The organism is Klebsiella sp. 18074 (genome assembly GCF_902705905.1).
GTDB lineage: Bacteria > Pseudomonadota > Gammaproteobacteria > Enterobacterales > Enterobacteriaceae > Klebsiella > Klebsiella terrigena.
Genome location: NZ_CACSIS010000001.1, coordinates 193,778 through 220,039, shown reverse-complemented (window position 1 = coordinate 220,039; position 26,262 = coordinate 193,778). Strand labels below are relative to the sequence as shown.

The 26,262-nt window shown below is 60.2% G+C and carries 17 protein-coding genes; 6 read left to right on the top strand and 11 right to left on the bottom strand.

What is annotated here, in order from left to right; all coding sequences use genetic code 11:
- Window positions 1-51 precede the first annotated feature (51 nt).
- Window positions 52-1,704 (top strand): alpha,alpha-trehalase, encoded by a 1,653-nt coding sequence (locus tag GVK32_RS00975; RefSeq protein WP_159864257.1) that lies wholly within the window; start codon window positions 52-54, stop codon window positions 1,702-1,704.
- A 69-nt stretch (window positions 1,705-1,773) separates the two neighbouring features.
- Complete coding sequence (locus tag GVK32_RS00970; protein ID WP_159864253.1) at window positions 1,774-2,322, top strand: GNAT family N-acetyltransferase; 549 nt, start codon at window positions 1,774-1,776, stop codon at window positions 2,320-2,322.
- Between the two features lie 66 nt (window positions 2,323-2,388).
- On the opposite strand, the gene GVK32_RS00965 is transcribed toward GVK32_RS00970, so the two are convergent.
- Window positions 2,389-3,147, bottom strand: coding sequence for an SDR family NAD(P)-dependent oxidoreductase (locus GVK32_RS00965; protein ID WP_159864250.1), 759 nt, complete (start codon window positions 3,145-3,147; stop codon window positions 2,389-2,391).
- Window positions 3,148-3,265: 118 nt separating this feature from the next.
- Between GVK32_RS00965 and GVK32_RS00960 the strand changes: the two genes are divergently transcribed.
- The 3 genes from GVK32_RS00960 to GVK32_RS00950 all read left to right on the top strand — a co-directional run bounded on the left by GVK32_RS00960 (window position 3,266) and on the right by GVK32_RS00950 (window position 6,909).
- Window positions 3,266-4,165 carry a LysR family transcriptional regulator gene (locus tag GVK32_RS00960; protein ID WP_159864247.1) on the top strand — a complete coding sequence of 300 codons (900 nt, stop codon included), beginning with the start codon at window positions 3,266-3,268 and terminating at the stop codon, window positions 4,163-4,165.
- A 120-nt stretch (window positions 4,166-4,285) separates the two neighbouring features.
- On the top strand, window positions 4,286-5,317 hold the full coding sequence (gene yhjD, locus GVK32_RS00955) for an inner membrane protein YhjD (RefSeq protein ID WP_128876951.1): 1,032 nt from the start codon (window positions 4,286-4,288) through the stop codon (window positions 5,315-5,317).
- A 269-nt stretch (window positions 5,318-5,586) separates the two neighbouring features.
- Window positions 5,587-6,909 carry an MFS transporter gene (locus tag GVK32_RS00950; protein ID WP_041143117.1) on the top strand — a complete coding sequence of 441 codons (1,323 nt, stop codon included), beginning with the start codon at window positions 5,587-5,589 and terminating at the stop codon, window positions 6,907-6,909.
- 40 nt (window positions 6,910-6,949) lie between these two features.
- Here the strand turns inward: GVK32_RS00950 and GVK32_RS00945 are convergent, their stop codons facing one another.
- Window positions 6,950-9,001: an AsmA family protein gene (locus GVK32_RS00945; protein WP_159864244.1), complete on the bottom strand. Its 2,052-nt coding sequence runs from the start codon at window positions 8,999-9,001 to the stop codon at window positions 6,950-6,952.
- 195 nt (window positions 9,002-9,196) lie between these two features.
- Here GVK32_RS00945 and GVK32_RS00940 point away from each other — a divergent pair, with 195 nt between their 5' ends.
- A complete protein-coding gene (locus GVK32_RS00940; RefSeq protein ID WP_041143119.1) occupies window positions 9,197-10,126 on the top strand; it encodes a sugar kinase in 930 nt (309 codons plus the stop codon).
- A 57-nt stretch (window positions 10,127-10,183) separates the two neighbouring features.
- On the opposite strand, the gene GVK32_RS00935 is transcribed toward GVK32_RS00940, so the two are convergent.
- The 9 genes from GVK32_RS00935 to bcsR form a co-directional block, all read right to left on the bottom strand.
- On the bottom strand, window positions 10,184-11,683 hold the full coding sequence (locus tag GVK32_RS00935) for a pitrilysin family protein (protein WP_159864241.1): 1,500 nt from the start codon (window positions 11,681-11,683) through the stop codon (window positions 10,184-10,186).
- Window positions 11,684-11,903: 220 nt separating this feature from the next.
- Entirely contained in the window at window positions 11,904-13,190 is a 1,287-nt protein-coding gene (locus GVK32_RS00930) for a dicarboxylate/amino acid:cation symporter (protein ID WP_076946222.1), read from the bottom strand.
- 155 nt (window positions 13,191-13,345) lie between these two features.
- Window positions 13,346-15,352 carry a biofilm formation regulator HmsP gene (gene hmsP / locus GVK32_RS00925; protein ID WP_159864238.1) on the bottom strand — a complete coding sequence of 669 codons (2,007 nt, stop codon included), beginning with the start codon at window positions 15,350-15,352 and terminating at the stop codon, window positions 13,346-13,348.
- A gap of 285 nt (window positions 15,353-15,637) precedes the next feature.
- On the bottom strand, window positions 15,638-19,117 hold the full coding sequence (bcsC, locus tag GVK32_RS00920; protein WP_159864235.1) for a cellulose synthase complex outer membrane protein BcsC: 3,480 nt from the start codon (window positions 19,115-19,117) through the stop codon (window positions 15,638-15,640).
- A complete protein-coding gene (gene bcsZ / locus GVK32_RS00915; RefSeq protein WP_200842815.1) occupies window positions 19,099-20,208 on the bottom strand; it encodes a cellulose synthase complex periplasmic endoglucanase BcsZ in 1,110 nt (369 codons plus the stop codon). The genes bcsC and bcsZ overlap by 19 nt, the downstream gene beginning before the upstream one ends.
- A gap of 3 nt (window positions 20,209-20,211) precedes the next feature.
- Entirely contained in the window at window positions 20,212-22,557 is a 2,346-nt protein-coding gene (bcsB, locus tag GVK32_RS00910) for a cellulose biosynthesis cyclic di-GMP-binding regulatory protein BcsB (RefSeq protein ID WP_159864232.1), read from the bottom strand.
- A 10-nt stretch (window positions 22,558-22,567) separates the two neighbouring features.
- Window positions 22,568-25,186, bottom strand: coding sequence for a UDP-forming cellulose synthase catalytic subunit (gene bcsA / locus GVK32_RS00905; protein WP_159864229.1), 2,619 nt, complete (start codon window positions 25,184-25,186; stop codon window positions 22,568-22,570).
- Window positions 25,183-25,923: a cellulose biosynthesis protein BcsQ gene (gene bcsQ, locus GVK32_RS00900; protein WP_159864226.1), complete on the bottom strand. Its 741-nt coding sequence runs from the start codon at window positions 25,921-25,923 to the stop codon at window positions 25,183-25,185. The genes bcsA and bcsQ overlap by 4 nt, the downstream gene beginning before the upstream one ends.
- A gap of 18 nt (window positions 25,924-25,941) precedes the next feature.
- Window positions 25,942-26,130: a cellulose biosynthesis protein BcsR gene (bcsR, locus tag GVK32_RS00895; protein WP_159864223.1), complete on the bottom strand. Its 189-nt coding sequence runs from the start codon at window positions 26,128-26,130 to the stop codon at window positions 25,942-25,944.
- Between the last annotated feature and the right edge of the window lie 132 nt (window positions 26,131-26,262).

Genomic DNA, 26,262 nt, shown 5'->3' with positions numbered 1-26,262 from the left:
CCGGGAATATCCGGCGCCATTAAGCGACGCGATCCGGAGGTCCGTATCACTATGTCCAGCCAGACATTACGCAACGATAATAGCGATGAGTTAAAGATCGACGTCGATCTGCGCTACGAAGCCGATCCGTATGAGTTAAAACTGGACGAAATGTTCGACGCCGAACCGGAGCCAGAAATTATCGAGGGGCTGCCGGCGTCTGACGCCCTGACCCCGGCCGATCGCTATCTGGAGCTGTTCGCCCACGTGCAAAAATCGCGCATTTTCGCCGATAGCAAAACCTTCCCCGACTGCGCGCCAAAGCAGGACCCGCTGGATATTTTAATCCACTACCGGCGGGTGAGGCGCACCCCAGGGTTCGATCTGCGGCAGTTCGTTGAGGATCACTTCTGGTTGCCGGATCATCGCGCGGAAGATTACGTTTCCGATCCTAAGCGATCCCTGAAGGAGCATATCGATCACCTCTGGCCGATCCTCACCCGCGAGCCGCAGGATCATATCCCGTGGTCGTCGCTGCTGGCGCTGCCGCAGTCGTATATTGTGCCCGGCGGCCGCTTTAGCGAGACCTACTACTGGGACTCCTACTTCACAATGCTGGGGCTGGCGGAGAGCGGCCGCGAGGACCTGCTGAAGTGCATGGCGGATAACTTCGCGTGGATGATTGAAACCTACGGCCATATCCCTAACGGCAATCGTACCTACTACCTCAGTCGTTCGCAGCCGCCGGTTTTCGCCCTGATGGTTGAGCTGTTTGAAGAGGACGGCGTGCGCGGCGCTCGCCGCTACCTTGAGCATCTGAAGATGGAGTACCGCTTCTGGATGGACGGCGCCGAGTCGCTGATCCCGAACCAGGCCTATCGCCACGCGGTGCGTATGCCGGACGGTTCGCTGCTCAACCGCTACTGGGACGATCGCGACACCCCGCGCGACGAGTCATGGCGCGAAGATATCGAAACGGCAAAGCACTCCGGCCGCCCGCCCAACGAGGTTTACCGTGACCTGCGCGCCGGCGCCGCCTCCGGCTGGGACTACTCCAGCCGCTGGCTGCGCGATATCACCCGTCTGGCGAGTATTCGCACCACCCAGTTTATCCCCATCGATTTGAACGCCTTCCTGTTCAAGCTCGAAAATACCATCGCCAATCTCTCCGGCGTTGAGGGCGATCGCGAAACGGAAGCCGCATTTCGCCAGAAGGCCAGCGACCGTCGGGCGGCGGTGACCCGCTATTTGTGGGATGACGACAGCGGCTGCTTCCGCGACTACGACTGGCGCCGCGAGCAGCTGGCGCTCTTTTCGGCCGCCAGCATCGTACCGCTGTACGTCGGAATGGCGACGCATGAACAGGCGGATCGCCTTGCCGACGCGGTGCGGGCTCGCCTGCTGACCCCTGGCGGCATTATGGCCACCGAGTATGAAAGCGGCGAACAGTGGGATAAGCCCAACGGCTGGGCACCGCTGCAGTGGATGGCGGTGCAGGGCTTTAAAATGTACGGCCAGGACCCGCTCGGCGATGAGATAGCTCAAAGCTGGCTGCAAACGGTGAACCACTTCTACAAGCAGCATCATAAGCTGATTGAGAAGTACCATATTGCCAGCGGCGTTCCGCACGAGGGAGGCGGCGGTGAATACCCGCTGCAGGATGGTTTCGGCTGGACCAACGGCGTGGTGCGTCGGCTGATCGGCCTCTACGGCGAGCCATTATAACCAGGTGCTATTCCGGCGGAGAATGTCCTGCTATGGTCAGGCTATCGACCTTTGCAGGAACCCCGATCTATGCCTGAACTGCTTACGCCACGGCTGCGCTGCTCGCCGCTGCAGCTGGATGACTGGTCCTTCTTTTTAGCCCTGCAGCGCGATCCGCAGGTGATGCTCTATATTGCCGATTCGCGCCCGCTCGCCGAAATCCGCGAAGCGTTCGATTCGCGCCTGTCGCCGTGGACGCCGGGCGCCAGGCACTGGCTGTGCCTGATCGTCCGCGACCGCCAAACCCACGTGCCGCTCGGCATGACCGGCTACCGGAACCACGAGGACGACTGCGCTGAGGTGGGGTTCCTGTTCACTCCCCAGGCCCAGGGAAAAGGCTACGGCTACGAATCACTGCAGGCGCTGTGCGATTTTGCCTTTTCCGCAGGCGGCGTCCGTCGCCTGACCGCCACCGTCACCGCCGGCAACATCGCTTCGAAAAGCCTGCTGCAGAAAACCGGCTTTCTGCTGGAGGGCGAGCTGCGCGAATGCTACTGGCTCAACGGCCGCTGGCATAACGACTGGCTATTTGGCCTGCTGCCGCGCGATTATCACCGGCCCGCCGCTGCGGCAGGCTAGCGCCGCCGGCAGCAGAATACGCCGCCGCGTCCGTTGCAGAGCCAATTGACGCGGCGGCCTCACCGCTTACAGGAACATGCCGCCGGAAACCTCCACCCGCTGGGCGTTCATCCATTGCAGATCGTCACTCAGCAGCGCCGCTATCGCATCGCCGATATCGTCCGGCAGCCCTACCCGCCCCAGCGCCGTTTGCGCCGCAATATGCTGGTTTACCTGCGTATTATCGCGCACCACGCCGCCGCCAAAGTCCGTCTCGATGGCCCCCGGCGCAATAATGTTCACCGAGATCCCGCGCGCGCCCAGCTCTTTTGCCTGGTAGCGGGTCAGGACCTCCATTGCCCCTTTCATTGCCGCATAGGCGGCGTATCCCGGCAGCGCGAAGCGGGCCAGCCCGCTTGAGACGTTGAGGATCCGCCCGCCGTCCTGCAGCAGCGGCAGCAGGCGCTGGGTCAGAAAGAACGGGCCTTTGAACTGGATATTCATCAGCTCGTCAAACTGCGCTTCGCTGGTCTGTGCAAAGGCGACGTTGATGCCGATCCCGGCGTTGTTTAATAAATAATCAAAGGTGCCGCGCTGCCAGCGCTGCTGCAGCAGCGTTTCCACCTCCTGAGCAAAGCTTTCGAAGCTCGACGTATCGGCGACGTTAAGCGCTAATGCCGCAGCTTTAACCCCTTTTTGTTCGATTTCAGCGACAACTTCCAGCGCCGCCTGGCGGTTGCTGTGGTAGGTGAGGATAATATCGGTTCCCTTCGCCGCCAGCTTCAGCGCCGCGTTTTTTCCCAATCCACGGCTGCCGCCGGTCACTAAAGCAATACGTTGTGTCATCAGAAACCCCTTATCAGTTGCGTTTGCATCGTTAAAGAGCTTATTAGCTGACAGAAAAACAATAAATACGCTAAATTACGTTTTACTGTTTCCCTGGCAGCAACAATAGGTCTCAGGTATGGATAAAATTCACGCAATGCAGCTGTTCATTCGCGTGGCGGAGCTGGAGAGCTTTTCCCGCGCCGCCGACACCCTGGGCCTGCCGAAAGGCAGCGTTTCGCGCCAGATTCAGGCGCTGGAAAGCCACCTCGGCGCGCGCCTTCTGCACCGCACCACCCGCCGGGTGCAGCTGACTCAGGACGGGATGGTCTACTACGAGCGCGCCAAAGACCTTTTGAGCAACCTCGAGGAGCTGGACGGCATATTCCAGCACGATCCCTCCAGCATCAGCGGACGACTGCGGGTAGATATGCCGGTCGGCGTGGCAAAAAAGCTGATCATTCCGCGGCTGCCGGCCTTTTTGCAGCAGTATCCGGGGATCGAGCTCGAGCTGAGCAGCAGCGATCGGCTGGTTGACGTGGTCCGTGAAGGTTTTGACTGCGTCGTCCGCGTCGGTACGCTGAAAGATTCCGGCCTGATCGCGCGTCCGCTGGGTAAGCTGACGCAAATTAACTGCGCCAGCCCGCAGTACCTGGCGCGCTTCGGCTATCCACACTCTCTTGACGATCTCGGCGATCATGCCCTGATCCACTATGCCAGCACCCTTGGCGTTCGCCCGCCGGGTTTTGAGGTCGTCAGCGACGGCGCCGTGCGCTGGGTAAAAACCGGCGGCATACTGACCGTCAATAGCACCGAAACCTATCAGGCCGCCTGCCTCGCCGGGCTGGGCATTATTCAGGTTCCGCGCACCGGCGTTCGCGAAGCGCTGCGCACCGGGGAGCTGATAGAAATTCTGCCGCAATACCGCGCCGAACCGCTGCCGGTCTCGCTTATCTACCCACATCGGCGCAATCTTTCGCGTCGCGTCCACCTGTTTATGGAGTGGCTGGGTGGCGTGATGAAGGGCTACGTCGATTAGCGCACGGCGGTCCCGTTTCGCCAGAGTCAGGGGTCGGGTTTACCGCTTCGCCGCCGCAACCGGCGTTTTGCGTATATAATTTTTGCTGAATCTCGCTGTAAAAAAAGGAAGAAATAACTGATGACACCGGAAAACGACGCGACACGCCCGACCCAGGATCCGGGCCAGCAGCCGGAAAAGAGTAAAAGCACGCTGGCCGCCATCAACGAATCCGCCGTGGGACAGAAAGCGAACCAGGCGCTGAAAAGCGTGACCGGGACGGCGGAAAAGGTCCAGCGAAATCCGATTATTGCGCACCTGATCCGCGCGGCAGAGCGCTTTAACGACCGCCTGGGCAACCAGTTCGGCGCGGCCATCACCTACTTCTCGTTTCTGTCGATGATCCCGATACTGATGGTCTCCTTCGCCGCCGCCGGCTTTGTCCTCACCTGGCATCCGACGCTGCTGCAGGACATCTTCGATAAAATCCTGCTCAACGTCAGCGATCCAACGCTGGCGGCAACGCTGAAAAACACCATTAATACCGCGGTTCAGCAGCGCACCACCGTCGGCCTGGTCGGGCTGCTGGTCGCGCTTTATTCCGGTATTAACTGGATGGGTAACCTGCGGGAAGCCATCCGCGCCCAGTCCCGCGACGTCTGGGAGCGTACGCCGCAGGATCAGGAAAAGATCTGGGTAAAATACTTCCGCGACTTTATTTCGCTGATTGGCCTGCTGGTCGCCCTGATTATAACCCTCTCCATTACCTCCATTGCCGGCGCCGCGCAGCAGACCATCATCTCCGCGCTGTATCTCGACAATATTGAGTGGCTAAAACCGGCGTGGCGGCTGATTGGCCTGGCGATCTCGATTTTCGCCAACTATCTGCTGTTTTTCTGGATCTTCTGGCGCCTGCCGCGCCACCGTCCGCGACGCAAGGCGCTGATACGCGGCACGATGATTGCGGCAATCGGCTTTGAGGTGATTAAAATCGTCATGACATGGACGCTGCCGGCGCTGGTGAAGTCCCCGTCGGGCGCCGCGTTTGGCTCCGTTTTAGGACTGATGGCCTTTTTCTATTTCTTCGCACGCCTGACCCTATTCTGCGCGGCGTGGATTGCCACCGCCGAGTATAAAGACGACCGCCGGATGCCGGGGAAAACCCACGATTGATGCCGTATCGGGCTGAACGGAGAGGTATCATTCAGCCCGTTCCATCATTTCAGCAGATAAATCCAACATGTAACTTTTATTTAACCAAAACCTGGTTTTATCTGCCATTGTTTTATTTATGTGAAGCATTTCATAGAAGTTATTTTTCAGTCACACAAATTATCCGCTTTTTGCCCATTTTTTGGCCTCTCCCGCCCCCTGTTACAGATTGAAATGTCGCTTTTGCTGTGGCTATATGGCTTTTCGTTCGCTAAAAATAAGAAAGATCTATGCAAGCCACAGCCACCACGCTCGACAAGGCGCAGGAAACCGCACCGGTTAACTCGCGCAATAAGGTCGTCGTTGCCTCACTCATCGGCACCGCCATTGAGTTCTTCGACTTCTACATCTACGCCACCGCCGCGGTTATCGTGTTTCCGCATATCTTCTTCCCGCAGGGCGACCCGGCTGCCGCGACGCTACAGTCGCTGGCAACCTTCGCCATTGCCTTCGTCGCGCGTCCGATTGGCTCAGCGCTGTTCGGCCACTTCGGCGATCGCGTCGGTCGTAAGGTAACGCTGGTCGCCTCGCTGCTGACCATGGGGATCTCTACCGTGGTGATCGGCCTGCTGCCCGGCTATGAGAGCATTGGCATTCTGGCTCCGATGCTGTTGGCGCTGGCGCGCTTTGGTCAGGGGCTGGGCCTTGGCGGTGAATGGGGCGGCGCAGCCCTGCTGGCCACCGAGAACGCCCCGCCGCGTAAACGCGCGCTGTACGGCTCCTTCCCGCAGCTGGGCGCGCCGATCGGCTTCTTCTTCGCTAACGGCACCTTCCTGCTGCTCTCCTGGCTGCTGACCGACCAGCAGTTTATGGAATGGGGCTGGCGCGTGCCGTTTATCTTCTCCGCCGTGCTGGTGATTATCGGGCTCTACGTCCGCGTTTCGCTGCATGAAACGCCGGTCTTTGCCAAAATCGCCGCGGCGAAGAAACAGGTAAAAATCCCGCTGGGGACGCTGCTGACTAAGCACGTGCGGGTGACCGTGCTCGGCACCTTCATCATGCTGGCCACCTATACCCTGTTCTATATCATGACCGTCTACTCCATGACCTTCAGCACCGGCGCTGCGCCAGTGGGGCTCGGTCTGCCGCGTAACGAAGTCCTGTGGATGCTGATGATGGCGGTGATTGGCTTTGGCGTGATGGTGCCGATTGCCGGCCTGCTGGCGGACGCGTTTGGCCGTCGTAAGAGCATGATCGTCATTACCTCAATGATTATTCTCTTTGCCCTGTTCGCCTTTAAACCGCTGCTGGGTTCCGGTCAGCCGGTGCTGGTCTTCGCGTTTCTGCTGCTCGGCTTGAGCCTGATGGGGCTGACCTTCGGTCCGATGGGCGCCCTGCTGCCGGAGCTGTTCCCGACGGAAGTACGCTACACCGGCGCATCGTTCTCTTATAACGTCTCGTCGATTCTTGGCGCCTCCGTCGCGCCGTATATTGCCGCCTGGCTGCAGGGCAACTACGGCCTGACGGCGGTAGGGCTCTACCTGGCGTCGATGGCCGCGCTGACGCTGATTGCGCTGCTGCTGACCCACGAAACTCGCCACCAGTCGCTGTAATCCTTTGCTGCCCGCCGCGCCGGGCAGCTCTCTTCCGAAGCTACTTTTTCATCTGCGATAAAATTGTCTGACACTGGTTGGCTTCGCCCTCCGCCGCCGATACCAGCGCCAGCAGCGCCGCAGCCGGGGTGACCAGCGTTGCCAGCGCGGCCGCTACCGCACCGCGGGCGATCAGCGGCCCCACCTTCACTCCGGCGTCCGGGGATTTAAACGTGCCGCGCACGTACAGCGGCGAGCGCAGGGTTATAATGCGCAGCCCCTTGCTTTCGGGGTCGATGGTTAAGTCGAGCTGCTCCGAGGCGAAGCTGGCGGTCCCGGTGACGTTAATCAGCGCATTTTCGGTATCAAAGGCAAAGATCTGCGGCCGCGCGACGCCGTTAACCACATCAACGTTCGCCGCCGCGCAGTTTACCCGCACCTCGTCGTCGCCAAAGATCTGCCCGATAAGATAGTTACCGACGTTCAGCCCCAGAATTTCCATCAGGTTTCGGCTAATCAGGCCATCGTTCATCAGCAGCTTGATATTGCCGTTGCTGTTACCCAGCAGCGCCGCCACCGAGTTACCGGTGCCGCGCAGCTGCATATCGCCGTTCATCTCGCCGAGGGTCTTCTGCATCATCTCCACGTTCGGCATCAGCGCCTTGAGCTTCAGGCGCCTGGCCTGCAGGTTAGCGGTGCCCTGCAGCGGCTTTTTATCGCCCTGCAGATGCAGGCTACCGGCGATCGTGCCGTTGGCGAGGCCAAAGCGCAGCGGCTGCAGGCGCAGGTCGCCGCGCTCAAGGATAACGTGAGTACTGAGGTCGCTAATCGGTAACGTGCCGCCGTGCTCAATTCGCCGTCCCTTGAAGCGGACATCGGCATCCATCAGCTGCCACTTGTCGGTCTCAAAGCGATCGTAAGGCAGGATTTTCCCGGCTGGCTGCGGCGTAGCTTCGCCTTTACGCTGCTCGGTTTTGCTCACCTTACTCTCGGAGTTGACGCCAATCAGCGGCCCGAGGTCCGCCAGACGCAGCTGGCGGGATTCAACGTCGCCCTCCAGCTTCGGACGCGGCTTGCCGGTAGCGTAGGTCAGGGAGCCGTGAATGTCACTTTCGCCGATCCGGCCATTGAAATCGCGGTAGGTAAAGCGCGACCCGCCCTGCTGATTGAAAGTCGCCCGCAGGCGCCCGTCGGTGGAGAACGCCGGCGTATCCGGCAGGACGATTCCGGTGAGATCGTATAAATCCCCCAGCGAATCGCCGGAGAACTTCAGGCGTAAATCGACGCCGCCCAGACTCAGCGGATCGCTCACCGTCCCGCTAAAGGCCACCCGGGTATTGCCGGAGCGGAAGTCGCCCTGCAGCGGGAACGGCATCCCTTCGCTGCGCAGCGCCAGCATGCCGCCAATTTTACCGCTGCCGGAGAGCGGCTGGTCACGATAGCTCCCCCTGGCCGTCAGCCCAAAAACGTAGTCCGCCACCTTCTTTGGCGCCTCTTTGTCTTCCGTGCCGGTGACTTCGCTAAACGGCAGCGGTTTCCCCAGCGGATCGACCAGCAGAGTAATATCGGCGCGCGTCACCTTGTCGCTAATGGCGATCCGTCCGCGATCGAAGAGAATATTATCCAGCCGGAAAGACCAGTCGGATGGCGCGGCCTGGCTGGCCGCATCGTCGTCCGACCCGAGGGTAAAGGTCCAGTTATTGGTTTTCTCGGAGAGCCTGATCAGCCGGGCATCGGGCTGCTGCAGCTTAATCCACGGCAGATAGACCGTTTTGCTCAGCAGCGACAGCGGCGCCAGCGTGGCTTCGACCCGCGGCAGGTGCACCATCGTGACCTGGGGAATATCAGGTGGGTTGCCGAGGACGATATCTTCGGCATGGACGTGGGGCCAGGGCACCCAGCTCCGCCAGCCCCGCTCGTCGCGCTGGCGCTCCCAGACCACGCCGAGGTCGCCGCGAATGGCAAACGGCCGGTTCAGCTCGGCGGACACCTTCTGGTTAATCGTGGGCTTCAGGCGGTTCCAGTCAAATGTCGCCAGTACGATGAATAACAGGACGATAAGTAAGACTATCGTTCCCGAGATAATGGCAATCGTCTTGCGGGTTGTGGTCATACCCTCTCAGCTCCTTTGCTCCTCGTCAGTCCTGAATATAGTTGAAAAGCGCATTTTTCTCCGACAAATGCGTCTTTCGTCACATTACGCGCCTGATGTCAAAAAAAATAATGGAACGATGTTTTAATATGATTGACCATAAAAACGACGCGGCGCACACTAGCGCTAATTCCGATTCAATCCCAGGTCATGATGATGTCTAAAAAAATTGCCGTTATCGGCGAATGTATGATTGAGCTGTCAGAGAAAAACGCGGCGGTAAACCGTGGATTTGGCGGCGATACCTTAAATACCTCGGTCTACATTGCGCGTCAGACCGACGCCAGCGCGCTCGCCGTGCACTACGTTACCGCACTTGGGACGGACGCCTTCAGCCAGCAGATGCTGGAATCCTGGCAGGCTGAGGAGGTCAAAACCGATCTTATCCAGCGTATGGCCGATCGTTTGCCGGGGCTCTACTACATCGAAACCGACGATACCGGCGAGCGTACGTTTTACTACTGGCGCAACGAAGCGGCGGCAAAATTCTGGCTGGAGAGCGAGCAGTCTGCCGCGATCTGCGAAGAGCTGGCGACCTTTGACTACCTCTATCTCAGCGGAATTAGCCTCGCCATTCTCAGCCCGCAGAGCCGCGAGAAGCTGCTTACGCTGCTGTGCGAATGCCGCGCTAACGGCGGGCAGGTGATTTTCGACAACAACTACCGCCCGCGCCTGTGGGCCAGTAAAGAAGAGACTCAGCAGGTTTATCAGCAAATGCTGACCTGCACCGATATCGCCTTCCTGACGCTGGACGACGAAGATGCGCTATGGGGTGAAAAACCGGTAGCAGAGGTGATTGCCCGCACGCATGCCGCCGGCGTCAAAGAGGTGGTGGTAAAACGCGGGGCTGACTCGTGCCTGGTGTCGATTGTCGGCGAGCCGCAGCAGGAGATCCCTGCCGTCAAGCTGCCGAAAGAGAAGGTGGTTGATACCACAGCCGCCGGCGATTCATTCAGCGCCGGCTACCTCGCCGTGCGCCTGACCGGCGGTGACGCCCGGTCCGCAGCCGCCCGCGGGCACCTGACCGCCAGCACGGTGATTCAGTATCGCGGAGCCATTATTCCGCGCGAAGCGATGCCGCAGTAACCTTCTCCCGGACTGCGCCATTGCGCCGCAGTCCGGGAAAAGCCTCGTCAACCGGGACTACTGGGCCGGGGGAATATCCGTCGCGTCGCTGCGTGCCTCGGCAGCCTCGCCGCCTCCGGTCGTCGTCGCCGTTGGCGCAGGCACCATCAGCTTCTCCCACGTCGCCTTCAGATCCTTCATGTTATATTCCGGCTCGCCCTGCGGCTGCTGCAGCACCAGCGCCATATCCTGCGACAGCTGCTGACGCAGATACTGATTCAGCATATCGACGGTCAAGGAATCAAGAAACTCCTGACGCAGCTTCTGATACTGCTCCGGCGCGATATCCACCACCTGATTCTGCAGCGAGCGGATGCGCTGGCTGATCAGAATATCGGTATCGGTACGCGCGTAGGTGGCGAAGAGCTTTTGCAGCTCGAGCTTTTTCTGCGCAATCAGGGTATCGAACTCATCCTGCGGTAAGCCGTTATCGCGGACCTTCGCCAGCTCGCGGGACACCGCGATCAGGTTCGCATTGAGCTTGTTGCCCGGCGATTCAATGTTGATCGCGCACTGGGCGCGCTGGTACAGCACCCGGCAATCAAAGCCGAGGTTCACGTCTTTGATATTATTTTTGCTCAGGTTCTGCTGCACGTGCCAGAACAGCGCCTCGCGGGCCAGATCGTCGCGCCAGTAGTGCTGCAGCGCCACCGAATCGCGAATAGGCAGCCACGGAGAGTCCCACATGATCGACAGCTTATCCTGACGCACGGTATTGGTCATGATGCTAACCGGCGTCGTCGGCAGCGGAGCCAGCGTCGGCACCGCGGCCGGCGTTTCTCGTTTGCCCTTCAGCTCGCCGAAGTTTTTGTTGATCTGCTCCGCTACGTTACGGCTATCAACGTTGCCCACGACGATCAGCGTCATGGCGTCCGGGGTGTACCATTTCTGATAAAACTCTTTCAGCTGCGCAACGTCGACCGGGGTTTTCAGCGGCGCGGCGGGGTCATGCCCCAGCATGGTGGAACCTTTCAGGCGATAGCGCCACCAGCCCTCTTTGGTATCCAGCGGCCAGGTCGCGACCATATCGCCGCCCTGCAGGGCGTGATTCACCGCTTCAGGCGTTACCGTTAGCTTCCCGCTGGCGTCGGCCAACCAGCTCAGCGCCTCTTTCAGCAGATCGTTGCGGTTATTCGGCAGGCTGAGGTTAAACATGGTGTAGCTATAGGAGACGATCGCCGGCGGTAGCGGACGATTCGGATCGATGCTCTGCTGCCACAGGGAACGCGCCTGCATCGTCGGAAGGCTGCCGCTCTGCGTTAAGGCCAGGCGGGGAATAAAGCGGCTAAAACCGCTCTGCTGAGTGCTTTCACTCAGCGAGCCAATATTGACGAACAGGCGGACTTCAATACGATCGCTAGGACGCTGCGGGGTGGCTAAAACCTGCCACTGAAGTCCGTTGGCGAGAGTCCCCTGTTGCCAGGCCGGGTCCGGCTGGAGCGCTTCTGCTTGCACATAACCGGCCGCTGCCATCATCAGCAAACCACCCGTTAAGAGTTGAATTTTTGTGCCCTGCATGTGAACCCCTGATGAACATTCCTGGTTACAAAAGCAGCCCGCTGGAGGGCTGCCAAAAAATATGGTGAGTAAGTACGTCGGTTAGACCACGCGGAGCGGAAAATGTCGCACGGAGACGTAAAATAATCATTTAGTATCACTCCCCAACCCCGGGGAGCGATACCTAATTATGCGCAGGAGCCCGGAGTCCAGCAAGGGACAACGGGCCTAACAGATGGATTTAAGAGGATAATTCGTGCGATTTGTTCGCCGGAGTGCGGTTATTGAGGACATCATCAAGCTGTTGGGAATCCAGCTCTTTCACCCATTTCGCCACCACGATAGTCGCCACGCCGTTGCCCACGAGGTTGGTCAGCGCGCGCGCCTCGGACATAAAGCGGTCGATACCGAGGATCAACGCCAGGCCGGCAACCGGTAAATGACCCACGGCAGAAATGGTGGCTGCCAGGACGATAAAACCGCTGCCGGTGACGCCGGCGGCGCCTTTCGAGGAGAGCAGCAGCACCACCAGCAGCGTTATCTGGTGGAAAATATCCATATGGCTGTTGGTCGCCTGGGCGATAAATACCGCCGCCATCGTCAGGTAGATGGAGGTGCCGTCGAGGTTGAATGAGTAGCCGGTGGGGATCACCAGACCCACTACCGATTTACGACAACCCAGCTTCTCCATCTTGTCCAGCATGCGCGGCAGCGCCGATTCGGACGAGGAGGTCCCGAGAACAATCAGCAGCTCTTCGCGGATATAGCGGATGAATTTAAAGATGCTAAAGCCGGTGATCCGCGCGATGGTGCCCAGCACCACCACCACGAACAGAATACAGGTAATGTAGAAGCAGACGATCAGCTGGCCCAGCTGCACGAGGGTGCCGACGCCGTATTTGCCGATGGTAAAGGCCATGGCCCCGAAGGCGCCGATCGGCGCGAGGCGCATAATCATGTTGATGATGCCGAAGATCACCTGCGAGAAGCTTTCGATAACGTTAAAAATCAGCTGGCCCTTGCTGCCCAGGCGATGCAGGGCAAAACCAAACAGCACCGCAAACATCAGCACCTGCAGGATATTACCGCTGGCGAAAGCGCCGATCACGCTGCCGGGAATAATATCCAGCAGGAAGGCGACAATGCCCTGATCTTTTGCCTGCTCGGCGTAGACCGCCACCGCCTTCGCATCAAGGGTGGCCGGATCGACGTTCATGCCGCCGCCGGGTTGCACCACGTTGACGATGATAAGCCCGATAATCAGCGCGAGGGTACTGACAACTTCAAAATAGAGCAGCGCTACCGCGCCGGTACGGCCAACGGCCTTCATGCTTTCCATCCCGGCAATCCCCGTCACGACGGTGCAGAAGATAACCGGTGCAATAACCATTTTAATCAGTTTAACGAAGGCGTCGCCGAGGGGTTTCATCTGCGCGCCCAGTTCCGGGTAGAAATGGCCCAGCAGAATACCGATCGCAATGGCCGACAAAACCTGAAAATAGAGGCTTTTGAAGAGGGAGGTTTTCATAGGGTGTCCTTTGGGTATAACCACAGACCTTGAAGGGTTATAGGTCGTCTGTGGCTTAAAAGTAACACCAGGGAAACATTTCAGAAATAACTAAGCGCGAAATTGCAACGGAATTGTTAAAAACTTAGAGCTGACTCGCACAAGTCAGCCTCCCGTTACAGGCTTGCACCCTCTCCATTCACCGGCAAAAACTGCGCCGCAAACGTCTCCTGCGGTAAGGCGCAACCGAAGAGGTAGCCCTGGCCGATATCGACGCCGGCCTCCTGCAGCCACCGGTGCTGCTCCTCTCTCTCAACGCCTTCCGCCACAATGCGCAGGTTAAGCCCGCGCGCCAGCTGAATAATCGCCGGCACCATGCTGGTATCTTCGGGCAGCATATCGATGAAGGCCTTATCGATTTTCAGGATATCAACCGGCAGCGACTTCATATGCTGGAGCTGGCGCAACCCGGCGTAACCCATACCAAAATCATCGAGGGCGATGCGCACCCCCGCTTCGCGCAGCGGGCGCAGCAGGGAGACGACCATCCGCGGATCGTCCAGCCGGCGGCTTTCGGTAATTTCGATAATCAGCGTGCCCGGCGCAATGCGATAGCGCGAGAGCAGGGTCAACATCTCTGCGCCCCGGTCATGATGCAGCAGCTGCAGCAGCGACACGTTCACCGATAGCGGCAGCATAATGCCCTGGCTTTGCCATGCCGCAAGCTGGCGACAGGCCTCTTCCATCACCCAGTAGCCGACCGGGACAATCAGCCCGCAGGCCTCAATGCGTTCAATCAGATCCGGCGGCAGCAGCCAGCTGCCGTCCTCCTGGCGCTGGCGCAGCAGAACCTCCGCGCCGCACACGTCGCCGCTGGCGATATTCACCTGCGGCTGCAGCCAGATGGCGAAGCGCTGATTATCCAGCGCTGCCAGAATATCGTGCTCTTCCATCAGCCGGCGCTGCGCCTTCTCCATCTGCTGCGGATCGAAGAACTCAATCTGGTTTTTACCTTTGCGCCGCGCGGCGACGGCGGCGGAAACCGCGCGTCGGTAGAGCTGCTCCGCGCTCAGCTCGCCGTTAAACATCGCAATGCCGACGCTGGCGCAGGGGCGAAGCTGGATGCCGTGCAGCGGCAGACGCTCGCTGACGGCAGTGAGCACTTGCTTACTTAATGTCACCGCCTGCCAGGGCTCGGTAATGCCGTTGGCCAGAATCGCAAAGTCATAGCCGCTGACCTGCGCCAGAACCATGCGCGAGGGGATGATTGCCCGCAGCTTTTCCACCAGAGTCAGCAGCAGTATTTCGCGCTGGGCCTCCTTCAGAACGCCAGCGGTGTCCTGCAGCGTTTCGCAGGCGACCACCAGCAGCGCCGAGGTTTGCGGGCGGGCCACCGCCTGCTCGAGCAGCGCCATCAGGAAGGCCTTATTCGGCAGGTCGGAGACCGGAAAGCGGGTGGACTGTAAAGAGAGCTCATCGTGCCGCCGCAGCAGGGTTTGCTGGTTGCGATTGTAGCTGCGCACCAGCATGCCTATCTCATCATCGTGATGCAGTCGCGGCAGGGTCAGCTGATGCCCGAGACGCTCCTGCTGCGGGACGTCGTTAAGTTCACGCGCCACCTTACGCAGCGGACGGACGATCAGCCGATTGATGCACCAGGTGATCGCCACCGTCAGAACCAGCACAAGCAGAAAGTAAGCAGTCACTAACGTAGAAAGCGTACTCATCACGAATTTATACATCTGGTATGAGTCTGCCTGCAGCACCAGATAGGCAAGCGGCTGCGGGTTTGCGGGGCGTTCCTGGGAGTAGATCGGCAGCGATATCTGTACCGGTAGCTCAAACATGCGGGTAATCATCACCGGAACCGGGCGCTCGGGGATAAAGCGCATCCGCAGCGCCTGGAACTGGTTCGGCAGCACCACGTCGGCCCGGCTGACGATGCCGGCGGGCTGGATACGACCGAGAATGGCTTCCGCCTCAGGAATATCCGCCTTCAGGATCGCCGCAGAGAGCGGCTCGCGAACGGAACGGGCGATGCTTTCTAACTGCGTGGCCGTAGTAAAGCGACTCTGTTGCACAAAGTGAAAGAGTAAAATAGAGCAAAAGACCAATACAAATGCCATGGACACGCTCGCGACCATCGCCATCTGTTTAATTGTAAGTGAGCGGCTGACGCGCAACTGTGTTCTCCACTGATACTGAATACTGTCCGGACTTCGTCCATCAACGCCGGTATTTTGCGGCTGATTATCTCTGCGAAATAGCGCGTAAACGCCCGACAGAGAGCACCAAACGGGTCACCAGGACGGGTACCAGGCACCGCCCCCGGGCTTGCGGACACGCCGGGCCGACGTCGCGATTAGCGCAGCGCGAACGGGGGGATGCCCCCCGCGGCGCGAAGTACGACGAGTATACGCGAACACGGGGGTGGAGTGACGGTTGATCGCGTAATTCGGCCTATTCTGCTACCAATCAGCGTAGGGAACCAGCGGCTGCGGCGGCATATTCATATCGCCCTGCCAGCCGGAGGCCGAGTAGCGAACGTAGAGCAGCGCGTGGCTCGGGGTGTAGTCCTTGGCCTGCTGGATATCAACCGCCGCGCCCACGAACCAGTTGCCGGTCACCCGCCGTTCGACCAGCGCCCGGGCGGTATAGCCGAAGCCCTGGCTGCTGCTGCCCTCCTCGCTGAGCTGGCTGGCATCGGCGCGATACTCGGAGGGAATGAGGTTCAGCAGCGGGTAGCGCGCCTGGGTTTTCGTCCGCGAGTGTGACCAGGAGACGGAGCCGCCAAGCTCCCACGACCAGTTTTCGGTACGCTGGCGCCAGGTCACCGGCACGGCGAAAGAGACGTACTCCTGCGGGCTATAGTAGCCGCCCTGTCCCAGAGTATAGCCGCTGAGATCCTTGTCATAGTGCCAGAGCATATTGCTCAGACCGACCGTCACGCGGCGGTTATCTTCGTTGATAACTTTATAGTAGTAGCCGGTCATCCAGCGCACGCGCCAGTTGTCGGCGACGTTTTTGCCGGTGAGCTGGTCGGCCCCCAGCGAAGACCAGACGCCGTTGGCTTCCCCTTTGTCGTAGCTCAGGCTGATGCCGCCGCCGTCGGCGCGCACCCCGCCCCAGGTTTTACCGGTATGGCTGGCGCTGTCCTTCTGCCCGCCAAACGCCAGCAGGGAGCTGGAAATCGGCCGACGGTGCAGATTGAGGGTGTAGCCCAGCGGGCCAAGATCGTCGCTGTAGCTCAGACCGCCGACGACATCGACGACGTTAAAGCCCATCGGCGTGGTGCCGATGTCGCCGCTCCAGGTGTCGTTCTTCCACCCTACCGCCACGCTTGCCCCGCCGTCGCTCTGGTGAAGGCTACCGTTGGTGCAGGCAATCTCGCCGCAGGTGCCCCAGCTCGGCGAATAGCTGCCGTCGCCGTTGGTTGAGAAGCTGCCGGCGTTCATATTGACCAAATCGGTGCGGAAGAACATCCGGCCGTCGGCCAGCGGCGCATCCACGTGCAGCATCGTCGTTTGGGCTTTTAAATCGGAATAGCCGCCGGTACCGCTGGATCCCCAGTAATCATGCTCCAGCGTGACGTTAAGATCCTGCTGGCGATAAAGATCCGCCGCGTCGCTGCGGATCCCGCGCTTAAGCCAGTCGTCCTTCGCGTCGTTGCGGGTGAGGCGGGTGAAGGCGTCGTTATCCTGCGGACGGGCCGTGGCCACGCCGGAAGCCACCATCGCGTCTTTATAGCTTTCCAGCGCCTGCTGCGGCTGGCCGTTTTGCGCCTGAAACCGCGCCGCATCGCGCAGCACCAGCGCGCTCTCCATCGACGGCGGCTGCGCTTTCGCCTGGGTGGTGATACGGCTAAAGATCTGCTGCGCCTGCGCCGCGTTGCCCAGTCCGGCCTCGGCCAGCGCGACTCGCCGCTGCATATTGATCGATTCGGCGTCCTCGCCCTTCAGCTGTGCGACCTGCGCGCGGGCGGCGTTTTTGTCGCCCTCGGCAAGGTAGACCTCCGCCAGCCCCAGGCGCGCGTCGCCATTATTGGCCTCTTTGTTCAACGCCGCGTTGTACTGGAGGATCGCCGTCTGCGCGTCGCCGCGCTGCTGCGCCCAGTCGGCGAGGGTCAGATCGTAGCGAACCGACGCGGGCTGCTGCTTAATCAGCGCAATCGCCTGCTCTTCCTTGCCCGCCTCGCGTAGCCCGTTGGCCTGACGCAGAATATTGTCGCTCTGCAGGCGCGCCTCAAGCTCGCGAATATTATCGCTCCACTGGCTACGCGGCAGCGCGTTAATCTGCGCGAGGGCCATATCGTCCTGGCCGTTGCCGGATAGATAAAGGCCCCAGGCGTAGACCCGATCGGCGTCGCCGGGCTTACGGTTGACCATCGTGCGCATCAGCGCATCCGCCTCGGCCCGCTCGCCTGCGCTCACTAAATCTCGCGACAACCGCCAGGTTATCCAGACGCTATCGGGGTCGAGCGCCAGACGTCGACGCTGCACTTCCGCAGCCTGCGCCCAGTTGCCCTGGCTCTCCAGCGCTTCAGCCTGCTTTTCCAGACGTTCGTTCGCCAGGCTGCGCTCAATATCGTCAATGCTGCGCCGCTGAGCGGGCGTCAGCCCGGCGATAAAGGCGCTGGCTTTTTCCGCCGACTCCGCACGATAGAGGTTCGCCAGCCCGCGTACCGCCAGGCTGTTGTCGCGATCCATGCGCAGCGCGCGCTGATAGTAGCTCTGCGCCGCGGCGCTCTCTTTACGCGCGGCGGCCACGTCGCCGAGGCCAAGAACCGCGTAGCTGTCGGTGCTATCCACCCGCTGCGCCTGCGCGTAGGCGCTCTGCGCCTGCGCCAGCTGCCCGGCTTTCAGCGCGCGGTCGCCCTGCTTAATCAGCAGCCAGTAGCGGTTGGTCTGCAGCAGGCTGCGCCATTTGTCGCGATTCGGGCTATCCGGGTCCATGGCGAGCGCTTTATTCAGCTGCGCCACGGCGCGGGCGCGATCCCCGCGCTGCGAATAGGCCTGGCCCAGCGCGCCCACGGCGTCGCTGTCCCTGGCATCCGCGCGAACGGCCTGCTGTAAATCCGCCACCGCCTGAGCTGGTTTATCGCTTTTAACCGCCGCCAGCCCTTCGGAGCGGGCAAGAAAGGTCGGGTCTTTGAGCTGCCCCTGCTGCTGATCGAGCAGCACCCGGGCATTGGCCGCCGATTCGCCGGTGGCGAAGAGCAGCAGAAAGCGCTGCAGCGCCTGCACGCTGGCGCGACTGACCGGCATATCTTTTATTTTGTCGAACCACATCGAGGCGGCGGTGCTGCGGCCGGCGGCCGAGCGCGACATCTGCTCTAGCCAGGCAAAACCTTCATCCGGCTTATTGTCGGCAAACATCAGCTTAGCCAGCGCGGTTTGCAGGGCGACGTTGCCCGGAGATCTGGCGTTAATTTTTTTCAGCTCAAGGACGGCTTCGTTATGCCGGGCCGGCAGCCGCGCGACCAGCGACCAGTACTCAATGGCGAGCGTTTCATCCGGCGGCACGCCGCCGAACAGCTTTTCAAATGCGGCCACGCCCTCTTCTACATGCCCCGACACGCCCAGCAGGCGCGCCTGCTGCAGCGCCTGGCGCCCGTCGCCGGTGCTGAGGTTCATTTCGCTGCGCGAGGATTTCAGGGCGGTCGAGTCCGGAGCCAGCTTCGACAGGCGATCGAGCTGTTTCTTTGCCCCATCGGTATCGCCCTGGCGCAGCAGATAGCGCATCCGCGCGGAGATAACGTCCGGGTTATTCGGGTCAATCAGCTCCAGCCGGTACAGCGATTGACGCACCAGATCTTCACGATTGCTCGCTTCCCCCAGCCGCACCTGCTCCAGCAGATGGTCCTGAGCAGGCGTGGTCGCGGCCTGCGCCAGCGGCAGAAGCGCAGCCCCCAGGGCCAGGGTGATAAACGTTAGTGAGAACTTGCGCATTCCTGGTTCCAGTCAGGTTGTAATTCGCCATCGGCGGTAAAGCGAAAACGATGTTGATCCCATCCCTGGCCAAAAAGGGTCAGGACCGCGCTATAGTACGCGTCCGCGCCGGGATAGTTGTCGCTGACGCGCTGGCGCTGAACGGCCCGGGCATCCTCATTTTGCAAGAACGGTAGCAGCGCGGCCGAGAAGCCCACCGGGCCGTTTCCTGCGGTCTTCGCCGTGGCGATATTCACCTTTTCCGGCGGCAGGCCCTGGCTGATGGTCTGCTGCGCCATCGGTTTAAAATGGGTCAGCAGGCGCGTCTTCTGCTTATCGCTGTCGTTGAGCATGCCGACCCACAGATAGACGCGGATCGCGTCGTAGCTGCCGATAATCGGTTTATCCGCCTTCAGCTCCCAGCCCTTACCTTTCTCGTAGCGTACCCAGTCAGGGGAGAAGCCCTTGGGCGCCGTCTCCAGCAGCAGGCGGATATTGCCGTCGCGTAGCTTCGGCCACGGGGCGCCGTAGCGGACAAAATAATTCGCCAGCTGCGGCGGGAGATAGCTAGGGTTGAAGCGCCAGCCTTTATCGTCAGCAAAGCCGACCTTCCCCGGCAGCACCAGCGGCCCCAGCCCCGGCACGTCCGCCACCTCTTCTTGCGCAATCCGCGACAGCAGCGCTTTACCTACCTCGACGTACTGCGACATCTGCCACAGGCGCCCGGCCTCCAGCAGCGACCAGGCTATCCACAGGTCCGAATCGGAGGCCGAGTTGCTGTCCAGCATCGTCCACTCGCTGTCGCTCTTTTTGCCCCACAGCCAGCCGGGCAGACGCGCGCGCAGGTCGCCCTCGGCGAGGTTGTTTTGCGTCCACTGCAGCAGCTTGCCGAACGCATCGCGATCGTTAGCCGCCAGGGCAAAGAACAGGCCGTAGCTCTGTCCTTCCGAAGTGGTGATTTTTCGCGGATCGCTGGGGTCAACGACGCGCCCTTCGGCGCTGACGTACTCTTTCCTGAACTGATCCCAGGCCGGCCACCGGCAGGCGGCGCTGACCTGCGCCGCCGCCAGCATCAATACCAATGTCACCCCTGTGCGTAGCGCATTCATCATGGGTTACTCGTCATCCAGGTGCAGGCGACGACGGCTGATGATACGCAGCATGCGCCACAGTACCCACGCCAGCAGCACGATGCTGACCGCCGCCAGAATAGCCAGCAGCACCGGATGGCTGGAGAGCGCAAACCAGATACGTTCAAACCACGGCAGATGCCCGACATAATAAACGTCGCCCACCCGCAGGCTGTTGACGCCGGATTCACGCACCACCACCGCCGAACCAAACATCGCCGCTCGCTTACCGCTGTCGTTCAGCGCATCGTTGAGCAGTTCGTTGCCGCGGGTGCTGTCCGCCAGCAGCGCCACGACGCTGCGCTGGTCGTGATACGGCGACTGGAAGCCAATAATGGCCGCCATCGGTCCGGAAGAGGTGATGTCCGCGCGTGTATTCGGCGTCCGGGCTTCATCATCGGGATAAATGCTCGGCAGCTCGTAGTGACGCATCGGCATTTTCACCCAGCTTTTCGTCGCCTCAACCAGCAGGTTAATTCGCGTATCGTCCTTCAGCGCCGGTGGAATCGAGCCGATCAGCAGCAGGTCGGCGTCTTTGCCCTTAACCTGGCTACCGTCATCGGTGACCTGGATATTGATCGCCGCCAGGCCGGTCTGGGCGCTGATGCCGCCAACGGACTCCAACAGGGTGGCAACCTGGCCCTGAGTTGGCGTTTTCGGCACCACCACCAGGGTTTCGGCGAGGTCGGCCATCCGGCTATACGGGAAGCCCGAGCTGGCAAAGACCCGCAGGTCCGGCATGGTAATAAAGTGGTAATACTTCGAGAAATCAATCGTCGAGTCGTCGCCGATCACCACATGGTTCTGTACCGGCTGGAAGGTAATACAGTTATCAATTGAGCCGCCCGGCATCGGGTTCATGTACTGGAAATCAAAGCGCAGCTGATTCATGGCGCCCAGGTGCAGCGCCGGAATAGTCACCGCAGAGTTACCGTCCAGTAGCCCCTGCAGCACCGGCAGGCGGAGTATCAGCTTGTTAACATCCTGAGAACTGTTGAGACTGAACGACTGCAGGAACTGGTCATTCAGGCTGATGTCCATGCGCGAGCTATCTTTGACCGGCGGCATGGTGTAGCGATATTTCAGATTCATATCAATGCCGTTGGCGCGCAGCAGATAGAGATCCGGCGGCAGGTTGAGCGCCACGTTAATCGAGTCCGGCACCAGCCCGCTGGACTGCAGCTGCTGCTCGTAGGTTTTCAGCTCCGCAAAGGTCACCGCGCGATCGGTCCGCACCCAGTTTGGCGCATCGTAAGGTTTACGCGCCTGCAGCTGCTTAACGTCGTCCACCACCACGCTGTTACCACGGAACAGGATATTGCCCTGCGCAATGCCCTTCGCCGCCAGCAGCAGATCCTTATCGTCACGGCCCAGCACCACCAGCAGCTTGACGTACGGGTTGTCCGGATGGTTGATCATTTCGATGGTCGGCGCGTTAACCGGCGCATGCTCGCGCAGGAAATCCGGGCGCCTATCGTTGGTGGCAAAAACGATGGCGTTGCGATCCGGCAGCGCGTTGAAATAGACCGGGAACTGCTGGCCGCGCCAGCCGGCCTTGCTGCCAAACCAGGAGGCGACAATCGCCGCCGCCTGCTGCTGCAGCCCGTCCGGGGCGGAGGCGAAAACCATCGGCAGGTTCAGCGGGCGATTATCCCGTGAGTCGTAGAACGGCACCGGGAAATGGGAGAGATCGTTGCGCACCTTCAGCGACTGATAGGTCAGGTCCAGGTTGCTGTCGCGCCCGATGTCCAGCCACAGCGTGCTGCTGGCCGGGTTCTCACAAACGTCGCGATAGTGGCCGACAAACTCGAGGCGCACGCGGTTAAAGTCGGTGATGTACAGCGGATCGATAGGGATCTGCGCCTTGACCTTTTTACCCAGCTGCTCTTTGGTGACCGGCAGAACGCCCATCAGCTCATCGTTGAGATAGACCTTCAGCTGCGACTGTACCGGCAGCAGCGATGGCGACGGCGTATAGTCGAGATTCAGCAGCGCCTTAGCCATCACCTCGTCGCTGCGCATGCCAAATTCCACCGATCCATCGGGACGCGCGCCGCGCAGAACCATGCTGCCCGGCGCCGGGGCGATTTTAGCAAAGCTCAGCTTGACGTCGCGGGTTGGGATATTTTCCGCCACCACCACCGGCGCGGCCGGGTCAACGACGGTCGCCGTCGGCTGGTCTTGCGCAAGAGTGGGTTCAGGCACGGTTAGCGGCGCGGCAGCGGTCGGCGCCGCAGTAATGGCCGCCGTGGGTTCCGGGTAAGACGCGAAGGGGTACCAGCCAGCCATTCCCACCGCCACTGCACAAATCAAGGAGAGTTTTCTTTTCATCGCATTATCATCATTGTTGAGCCATTTCTGGTTCCGAAGTTAGTATCGCCGCGGCGCGTTCGGGACGACGGGGAATAAACGAGACTATCCAGGCAACCAGCAGGGTAAGCGAGCGGAAAATAACCTTCACCGACGGCGGGGAGAACTCCGCCAGGTGACGATATCCACGGAACCCCAGTTTCAGGATATCCAGCAGGCTTTCCATCGGTTTATCTTCCGGGAAGCTATCCTGCCAAAGCGCCCACGTATCGGCGCGGGCAAACGTACACTGCACAAAATCGATATGCTGCTTATTGGTCAACGGCAGCAGCTGCAGGCCGGCTTCACTGTCGTTCACGCGGGCTACCCGCGTCGGGAAGACGTACTCCTGCTGCCCGCGTTTGAGCAGCAGGTTGACCTTCTGCCCTTCCAGGACCTGCGCTTTACCGTGAATTTTGATCCCTATCCCACCGTCAGAATAGTCATGGACGGTGCAGGAGAAGAGGTGACCATCTTCACGGGCAATCGCCGCCGGCATGTTCATTTCCACACGATGCGAGCGGCGGACCTGCTTGCTTTCCACCGACACCGCCACCGCGCCGCCGAGAATAATCAGGTTATAAAATACCCATACAATGCTGACCCACACGGTTAATATTTCGTTTTCCGGGCCGTAGAAGTGGCGCCAGATACCGACCGCAACGCCAACCAGGTTAAGCAGCACGAGATAGATGTAGGGACGAGAGATAACCCAGTCGACGTACTCGTCCTCTACCAGACCGCCCTTCGCGGTAACGTTGAACTTGCCCTTATGCGGGTTAATCAGCGCGACGAAGGTCGGCGGCGCAATATACCAGGCCAGCACCGTTTCGTAGATTTCACTCCAGAAGGAGTGGCGATATTTACCCTGAATCTTCGAGTTGGTCAGGCTGGCGTGAATCATATGCGGCAGCACAAACAGCGCGATCATCAGCGCGGGCGCATAGATGATATAGGCGTGCAGCAGTAAAAAGGCCAGCGGCGCGATCAGGAAGATCAGCCGCGGAATACCGGACAGGAAGTGCATCATCGCATTGACGTAGCACAGCCGCTGCGCCAGCTTCAGCCCTTTACCGAACAGCGGGTTGTCGAGACGGAAAATCTGCACCATCCCGCGCGCCCAGCGGATACGCTGGCCGATATGCGCCGACAGGCTTTCGGTCGCCAGCCCGGCGGCCTGCGGAATGCGCATATAGGCGGAGGTGTGGCCCCGGCGGTGCAGGCGCAGGGAGGTATGCGCATCTTCGGTCACCGTTTCGACGGCAATACCGCCGATCTCATCCAGCGGGCCGCGGCGGATCACCGCGCAGGAGCCGCAGAAGAAGGTGGCGTCCCACATATCGTTGCCGTCCTGCACGAGGCCATAAAACAGGGTGCCCTCGTTCGGGGTTTTACGAAAACGCCCGAGGTTGCGTTCAAACGGGTCCGGGGAGAAAAAGTGGTGCGGCGTCTGCATCATCGCCAGCTTTTTCTCTTTCAGGAACCAGCCCATAGTCATCTGCAGGAAAGAGCGCGTCGGGACGTGGTCGCAGTCGAAAATAGAGACGAACTCGCCGTTGGCATACTTCAGCGCGTTGTTGATGTTGCCGGCCTTCGCGTGCTCGTGCGTCTCACGGGCGATGTAGTGCACCCCCACGTCTTTGGCAAACTGGCGAAACTCTTCGCGCCCGCCGTCATCGAGGATCCAGATATTCAGCTTGTCCTTCGGCCAGTCGATGCCCTGAGAGGCGTAAATGGTGTTTTTCACCACGCTGAGGTCTTCGTTATAGGTCGGCACAAAAATATCGACCGTCGGCCACTCGGCCATATCTTTGGGCAGCGGCACCGGCTGACGGTTGAGCGGCCAGATCACCTGGAAATACCCCAGCACCAGCACCAGCCAGGCGTAGGTTTCAGCGAACAGCAGCACCAGCCCGCACACCAGGCTGACGGGGTCGTCCCAGTTTAGCGTGGAGGTATAGCGCCACCAAATATAACGACAGGAGACGGTGAGCGAGAGCACGATGAGCATCAGCGCCGAGAAGCGCCCCGGAATGCGCCGCACCAGCAGCGCCACGCCCCACAGCAGCATCAGGAAGATAAACTGTGAAATCGGGTTAAACGGCTGGGTGATGCAGAGCAGCGCCAGGATCAGCGAGAAAAAAACTACCACGCAGAGGATCGCCTTGCGCAGCTTTGGATTGAAGTGCGCCAGCTCTTTGTATTTATCCAGATGACCGGTGCGGGAGTTCACCCGTTCGGGGAGCCGGTCCATCCACTGGGCATAGCGGCCGTGCACGCCTTCAAGCGCCACCAGCGAGCGCCAGTTGACCTTTTTCTCTGGCTCGGGCACCCGGGTCACCAGCAGCCACACCGACTGCAGCAGGTAGCGGAGCGGATCGAGTGGCCGCGGCCGGTGGGGATTAATATGCGGGAAATAGTCGCCGTGACTGCCGAGGATCGCCTGCCAGCGCGGCGTCTCCAGCGGCATCAGCGCCCACGCCAGCGCCGCCCACAGGCAGCCCAGCGTCGCCGATAGCCACGAGGCGCCGTGCTGGCGATAGTCGTCGTAGCGTTCGCTCAGGCGTTCGGCGACCGGAGGAGCCAGCAGCAGCGTACTCAGGCGCATCATTGCGCCTCCCGAGCGGAGGAGTAGTGCAGCAGGCACCAGTTGGCAAGCGTCAGGATCTCTTCTGCCGCCAGAGAGTCCTGCCGATACTCACCCAGCGGTTGCTTCGCCGCCAGGCACTCGGCCATCGCCTCATCGCGATGGATGGCGATCGGCAGAATGCGCCGCTGGCTCTCCAGCCAGAGCTGATATAAATCTTCCTGCAGCTGGCTGCCCACCCGCAGATCGTTGATCAGAATATCGCGATTCGCCGCCAGCGCCTGCTGATGCAGGCGAATATGGCTGTTGCCGTCCGGATGCACCACCACCAGCGTACGGTCGCAGACGTCGAGCAGCGAACGAGTCAGTGGGGAAAAATCGGCGGGTAAATCGAGCAGCAGCCAGCGACGATCGCCCTGCTGGTCGAGCTGCTGCACGATAGCGGCCAGGGGATCCAGCGTCGGGTAGAGCCTGTCGAGATGTTCTCTTTCACCCGGCGTCAGCTGACCAAAGGGCAAAATATCAATATGGGAGGTGTAGCGCATGCCGGCATCGCGCCAGTCGCCGCCGTCAATTAAGGAGCGCGCCCAACCTTCACGATGGTCGGCATCGACGTTGAAAAAAAAGCGCAGCATGTTATCCGGGCTGGCATCAACCACCAGTACCGTTTCCCCCAGCAGCTGTAGCGCCCAGGCGAGCGACGCGGTAATCGACGTTGTGCCCACGCCGCCACGGATGCCCTGTAATCCAAGAATAGCCATCGACGGCGTCCTTACTTTTTACTTTTTCTCTGCTAATTCTGCCAGTAGTGGCCAGCGTTTCAGCGCCGCAGCTAGCTGCTCGCGTCGGGAAATGTCGTGGTAATCAATTTCAGGCAGGGAAAATGCCCGGCTTAGCGCCAGGAAATCATTTTGAAAGGTATAACCCAGCGTTGCATCTAAGGGCACTACAGGCTCTTTTCCTGGCATTTCTCTGTCCATTCAAACAACACATAAATAATAACCGAAGTGTACAAGGCCATTCTTAAATGGCCCTACATGCTAAGACCGATGCCCTTTAATTTCAATGTTAGGTTTACTCTACTGCTTTCGCTAGTAAAC